Origin of the sequence: Actinomadura sp. NPDC048032 (assembly GCF_040653175.1) — a bacterium.
Taxonomy (GTDB): domain Bacteria; phylum Actinomycetota; class Actinomycetes; order Streptosporangiales; family Streptosporangiaceae; genus Spirillospora; species Spirillospora verrucosospora.
In genome coordinates this window covers 11943-17600 of the sequence record NZ_JBEZJP010000138.1, presented here as the reverse complement: position 1 = coordinate 17600, position 5658 = coordinate 11943, and the positions used below count along the sequence as shown (strand labels likewise).

The 5658-nt window shown below is 71.2% G+C and carries 6 protein-coding genes and 1 pseudogene; 2 read left to right on the top strand and 5 right to left on the bottom strand.

Annotation, left to right across the window (positions count from 1 at the left end):
* A partial coding sequence (locus AB0C69_RS19775) for a DUF6069 family protein (protein ID WP_360355413.1) occupies positions 1-724 on the bottom strand: 724 nt, incomplete at its 3' end.
* A 44-nt stretch (positions 725-768) separates the two neighbouring features.
* Positions 769-1767, bottom strand: a complete 999-nt coding sequence (locus AB0C69_RS19770; protein WP_360355410.1) for an RNA polymerase subunit sigma-70 — start codon at positions 1765-1767, stop codon at positions 769-771.
* Positions 1768-2098: 331 nt separating this feature from the next.
* On the opposite strand from AB0C69_RS19770, the gene AB0C69_RS19765 reads away from it, so the two are divergent.
* Positions 2099-2509, top strand: coding sequence for a hypothetical protein (locus AB0C69_RS19765; protein ID WP_360355407.1), 411 nt, complete (start codon positions 2099-2101; stop codon positions 2507-2509).
* A 664-nt stretch (positions 2510-3173) separates the two neighbouring features.
* A complete protein-coding gene (locus AB0C69_RS19760; protein ID WP_360355404.1) occupies positions 3174-3881 on the top strand; it encodes a hypothetical protein in 708 nt (235 codons plus the stop codon).
* A gap of 1 nt (position 3882) precedes the next feature.
* Here the strand turns inward: AB0C69_RS19760 and AB0C69_RS19755 are convergent, their stop codons facing one another.
* The 3 genes and pseudogenes from AB0C69_RS19755 to AB0C69_RS19745 all read right to left on the bottom strand — a co-directional run.
* The gene (locus AB0C69_RS19755; RefSeq protein WP_360355401.1) at positions 3883-4683 is read right to left on the bottom strand and encodes an NUDIX domain-containing protein; all 801 of its coding nucleotides are present in this window, start codon (positions 4681-4683) and stop codon (positions 3883-3885) included.
* Between the two features lie 86 nt (positions 4684-4769).
* Complete coding sequence (locus tag AB0C69_RS19750) at positions 4770-5027, bottom strand: hypothetical protein (RefSeq protein ID WP_360355398.1); 258 nt, start codon at positions 5025-5027, stop codon at positions 4770-4772.
* Positions 5024-5658 (bottom strand): annotated as a pseudogene (locus tag AB0C69_RS19745) (hypothetical protein); the annotation flags it as partial. The gene AB0C69_RS19750 and the pseudogene AB0C69_RS19745, both read right to left, overlap by 4 nt.

Below are 5658 nucleotides of genomic sequence, written 5' to 3'. Positions count from 1 at the left end.
GGTGCCGCCGATGCCGGTGATGATGTTGCCCATGGCGTCGACGCTGAGGTCGCTGTTGATGGCGGTCGTGATGACCGCCGTGAGGGTGACCGAGCAGCCCGAGGAGGGCCGTGGTCGTGGCGGTGTCGGCCCCGGCGAGGAAGGGCGGGACCAGCGAGATCGCCGTCAGTGACACCGCCGTCCACACGAATCGCTCGGCGGGGCGCGCGCTCCAGCGAAGGAGAGCGAGGGCGATGCCGATGCCCACGACCGAGAAGAAGCCGGTCACCACGGCGAACCCGGGCAACGGAATCGACTCGCCGCCATCGGGCATCTCGAAGTCGACGCCGGCGGCCTGGGCAAGCGCGGCGGCGAGGGTCGTGGCCGCCATCGCCGCGAGCGTGGCGACGAAGCCGGTGACGACGAGGCGGCGGATGCGGCTTGTCCGGCCCGAGGTCCGGCCTGCGACGGCCCCGGTGTCAGTCATGTTCATGTCGTTTCTCCGCATTCGGTAACGGGCGTACGGGGTGTGGTGTCCGGCAGGTGACGGCCCTGGCTCTGGGGTGACGACGCGCACCCTCGCCGTGCGACGGCCGGGGTTGCGCAGGGCGCGGACGCCGGTGCCGCGGAGCCAGAACCCGGCGTCGCGTCCGAGGACCGGTCCGGGCTCGCCGTCGCGCAACTCCAGCTGCACCCGCCCCCGGGTGACGACGAGGAACGCGTCGCGCCACTCCGCCGCGACCACCGCGACCCGCCCGCCGCCGCGCAGCGCGAGCGTTCGCACCGGGCCTACTCCGTCCCGACCGCCGGCAGGCGCTCGGGCAGCCCGAGACTCGGGAACCGGTCGTCGTGGAAGGTGACGATCTCGGTGATCGCCCCGCCGGTGACGCGCAGGACGTCGATCGTCAGCGGCAGGTACGCGCCCTCCCGCTCCCGCCAGAGATAGAAGGCGACGGCGGGCTGCCGGTTCACGGAGGTCTGGACGGCGCGCAAACCCGTCAGGTGCTCGAAGCCGTCCTCGACCCAGTCCTTCACCACCGCGTCGCGGCCGACGTTCAGGCCCGGCGTGGGCGGCATCGAGCAGCGGACGTCGTCCCGCAGCAGCGCGGCGAGCCCGTCGACGTCCGTGGCCACGCTGGCGTCGGTGAAGCGGCGCACCAGCTCGCGCGTCCCGGCGTCGTCCTCGCCGCCGGTCCAGTCCTGCCGCTCGGCGGGGAGGTGCTCCCGCATGCCGGCGCGAGCCCGCTGCAGCATGCTGTTCACGGAGTTGACGGATTTCCCGAGGAGCTCCGCGACGTCCTTCGCCGGCCAGCCGAGCACGTCCCGCAGGATCAGCACGGCCCGCGGCCGCGGCGCCAGATGCTGGACCGCGACCAGGTACGCCAGCTCGATCGTCTCCCGCGCGACGGCGACGGCCTCCGGCTCGTCCGCGTCGCCCGCGGGCAGCTCGTCGAGCAGCCGGTCCGGGTAGGGCTGCAACCACAGCACCTCACCGCCGGTCGCGGGCTCCGGGCGGCGCTTGGCGAGCAGGTCCAGGCAGGCGTTGGTGGCGATCCGGTACAGCCAGGCCCGGAACGTCGACCGTCCCTCGAAGGTCTCCCGGCGGCGCCAGGCCCGCAGGAACGTCTCCTGCACGGTGTCCTCGGCGTCCTCGAACGACCCGAGCATCCGGTAGCAGTGCACGTGCAGTTCCCGCCGGTGCCGCTCCGCCAGCCCCGTGAACGCCGGCTCGTCGACCTCGCCCAGCCCGCTCACGCCCGGCTCCTCCGACCGCGTGTCCGCACCCATCACGTCATCCTTCCCCTCGTCGTGTCCTGTCACAGGTATGACGGCCCCGGACGCGACAACTCATCACCAGGGCCGGTCGGCGCGGCTCCGGATCGGCGCTCTCGTCCGAGAGCGCGCTCGATCGATTGCCGGGAGGGCGATGCTCGGCACGGTAGGACCCAAGCATCGTGGTGGACCACGAGCGCTCGACAAACAACTCGGTTGCCCGTGCAAGGCACGCGCACCCTGACCCAAAGAGGGGAACACCATGAAAAAGCGTCAGCCGCTCTGGAGGACGGTTCGGCAGAGTTCGACGGACCTGTACCGGCGGGCCACGGCGAAGAGGATCCGAGTGATCTCGATCGTCATCGGTGCCGTCTTCGGCGCCGTCGTCCAGGGCGTCGCCATGGGGGCGAGCTGGATGGGGGCCGACGGCTCCACCGACCTCGACCTTCTCGTCTCCGGTGCCATCCTCGGCGCCCGCTACGGCCTCATCTCCGGCGTTTGCGGCGTCCTGATCGGCGCTTGCGCCCCCGGCACGGCCGACCGGCGGGAGACGGCCTCCCGCATCGCCGCCAACATCGCCACCGTCGGAGTCGCCGTGAGCTTCGTCATGGCCGCCTTCGGCATCGCCGGCCTCGACATCGCCGGCGGGAACCCCACCTTCTGGCTGGCTCTGCCCGTCTTCTGCGGCGTGGGCACGGGCATGGCCGTCGGCATCCGCGACGCCGTGGCCGTGACCAAGGCCGCGGCCGACGTCTGACCCACTCGCAGGGCCTGGCACCGGCCAGGTCCAGTTCTCGGGGGGCCTGGCACTGCCAGGCCCCCCGACGTCCTTTCCGCGCTTCTCGTCGTCCCCCTCTCGTCGGCGACGCGGCGTCACTTGTGGCCCGGCCTGCGGAAAGTGGGTCTGGTGGCGCATCCGCCCGTGTCCTTCCCCCCGAACATCGAGTACGCGGCGTGCCGCCGCCCTGGGGAGGGGTCATGACGGCGGCACGCCGCGCTCACGGACGAACGCGACGGCGCCTGAACAGACGGCGCCCTGGCCGCATCTAACGTTCGGGTCGACTCCCCTACACGGATTCGGCCAGATCATGCACCATGGTCCCGGGCCCATCCGGGCCGGTGTTTCGGACGTCCACAGCGACACCCCTGAGGAGCCCTTGGTGACAGGTCCCGGTGGTCCGTCATGGGGACCCGGTGGGCACAGACCGCCCCCGATTCCGCCGCACAGTCAGCCGCCTCATCCCGGATACGGGGCACCGCCGCCCCACTATCAGCCTTACCCGCCTTACCCGGGGCGTCCCCACCCGCCGCAGCCTCCGCCCCCGCACCCGCCGTATCCGCCCCCGGGCTACCAACCGCCCCCGGGATTCCAGCCGCCCCCGCCGCGTCCGCCGTCGCGGATGGGACGGGGCATCCGGAAGGTGAACCCGTTCCGCGTCGCGCAGAAGGCGTTCCGGCCTTCGCGGCCGGACCTGATCGTCGACGCGCGCGTCCGGAAGCTGCAGGTCCTCCGCGCCTGGGCGGGCATCGTGGTGACGCTCGCCGTGGCCGCCGTCTACAGGGTCACCGCCCCCAAGGAACTGGCGAGCGAGCGGTTCGGCGACGCCTGGATCAACGTCCTGATCCTCACGTGCGTCCTGCCCCTGGTCGTCGGGGGCTTCGTGGTGGCCGCCCGGCCGCCGAACCGCGGCGCGTTCGCGCGCCGGCTCCGCTACCCCCTGATCGCGGTCGGCGCGATGTTCGGCTCCATGTTCACGTTCGTGCTCGCGGCCGTCCCCGATCTGGAGGGTGTGCGCGACGCGGCCGGGCCGGTGGTGATGGTCCCCGTGGGTGTGGTCCTCTTCCTCTGGATGCTCCCCTTCACCCTCTACGGCATCGTCCTCTCCCTGACCAACGTGTTCCGGACGGCCGACATCCACGAGCTGGTGCCGCCCCTGGTGAGCGTGGCGGCGTCCTGGGTGATGGCCGTGGTGAACGTGTTCGACGACTCCTTCAAGGGAGTTCCGAACCTCCTGGCCTTCGCGCTGATACTGGGAGCGCCGGTGACGGTGTCGGCCCTCGCCTACTACGAGGTGCGCAGGCTGCGCCTCCTGCACAGCATCACCTTGCGCAACACACTGCTGCGCTGACTCAGCGGGATTCCTCCCACCCGTGGACGCTGAACGCCTCCCCGCGGCCGATGGCTGCGAGGACCTGCGCGCAGTGGGGAATCAGGTCGGGCGGTGGCGCCGCCGGATCGATCCACAGCGCTTCCGAGGCCTTGTCGGGTTCGGCCGCGCGCGGTTCGCCCGCCCAGTTCCGAAAGGTGAACCAGTAGTCGCTGACGGCATGGCAGGGGCCGGGCAATGACGCGGCGGTGCGGTGCATGACATGGCTGAACACGGCATCGTCGCGATGCAGCGTCACACCGGTCTCCTCCCATGCCTCGCGGATCGCGGCCGCCAGGACGTCTTCGCCGGGCTCGATGCGCCCGGCGGGCGGGCAAAGCCAGCCGTCGCGGTAGCCGGTGTTGAAGCGGCGCAGCATCAGCACCGCCCCGTCATCGCGCCGCAGCAGGACGTGCGGCGCGATGAACGAGCCGTGCCAGCCGTTCGCGGGCATCGCGGCCACCTCGCGGCCAGACACGACGCCGAGCCGCCTGGCCAGGTGCTGTCCGGCCTGTCCAGGGCCTCCGGCCAGGTCGACCATGGGCACGGCGGCGGACAGGATCACGTCGGCCAACTCGTCCAGGACGTCCGCGACGGTCTTGTGGACGCCCTTGCGGGGATTGCCGCCGGTCATTCCCAGATAGGCCTCGACGACCTCGCCGACCTCCTCGGCGACCTTCATCACCAGCGCGTGCGTCGGCACTTCAGCAAGGTAACCGCCCCGGATCCGAGCGGAATCGGCCCAGAACCCACCGCAGGGCTCAACCCCATCAACGTTCACCACGCCGCGACCCTAGACCGCCCGGCACCCCCGCACCCCCCGTTTCTCGAACATCTGGTCGAAGGTCGACCCGCAGCGATCGGGCGGGGTCACTCCGGCGGTGGGGTGAGCTTGGCGGCTATGGCGTAGTCGATATGGATGTCCTGGTAGGTGGTGTGGGACTCGACCTTGTCCGGGAGGTTGGTGCGGGCGCTTCCGGAGGCGGACTCGTCGGACGAGCCCTCGGTGAACGTCACCGAGACGTCGGGGACCACTTCGAAGCGGAGTTCGTCGGCCTTCACTCTGGCGGTGAAGAGGATGTCCGCCGTGCGCTGGATCTCTGCGTCCGGGAGGTCGCCGGGGCTCATGAGCGCGTGCCTTGCTGGGAGAGCATCCGCAGGAGTGCCTTGCCGAGTTCGCGCACGGAATCCTCGGTCTCGCGCAGGGCGCCCTGAAGGGCCGTGATCTCCTGCTCTCCGTCGGACGTGCCCGCGCCGCTGTCCGTGTTCTTTTCGCCCTCCGGCTTGTCCTCCTCGTCGCCCGAGGAGGCGTCCGACTTCACTTCCTCCTCGCCCCGCTCGGAGGAGTCCTCGGAGTCCGCCCTCTCCTGGTCCCGGTCGGAGCTGTTCTCTGGCTTCGCCTTCTCCTCGTCCCGCTCGGAGGAGTCCTCGGAGTCCGCTCCCTCCTTGTCTTGGTCGGGAGGGTTCTTTGGCTTCGCGTCCTCTTTGTCCTGCTCTGACGAGGCGTTGGGCTCTGCCTGCTCCTTGCCTTCTTCGGAGGAGTCCTCGGACGGCGCCGTGTCGGTGGCGCCTTTTGCGGTTTCGGCCGTTTTGCTCACCGTGTCCTCGACGCCCTTGCCGGTGGCTTCGGCGGCTTGTCCGGCGCCCTTGCCGGCGTCCCGGACGCCCTCGCCTGCGCCTTCGGCGGCTCGGCCTGCGCCCTTGCCCGCTTCGCCGACGCCCTCGCCTACCTGTCCGGCCGCGCGGCCCGCGCCCTTGC

Excerpts from the sequence above, each read along its gene's own strand:
- AB0C69_RS19770 (WP_360355410.1), bottom strand. The coding sequence starts at position 1,767 with ATGGGTGCGGACACGCGGTCGGAGGAGCCGGGCGTGAGCGGGCTGGGC.
- AB0C69_RS19750 (WP_360355398.1), bottom strand. The coding sequence starts at position 5,027 with ATGAGCCCCGGCGACCTCCCGGACGCAGAGATCCAGCGCACGGCGGAC.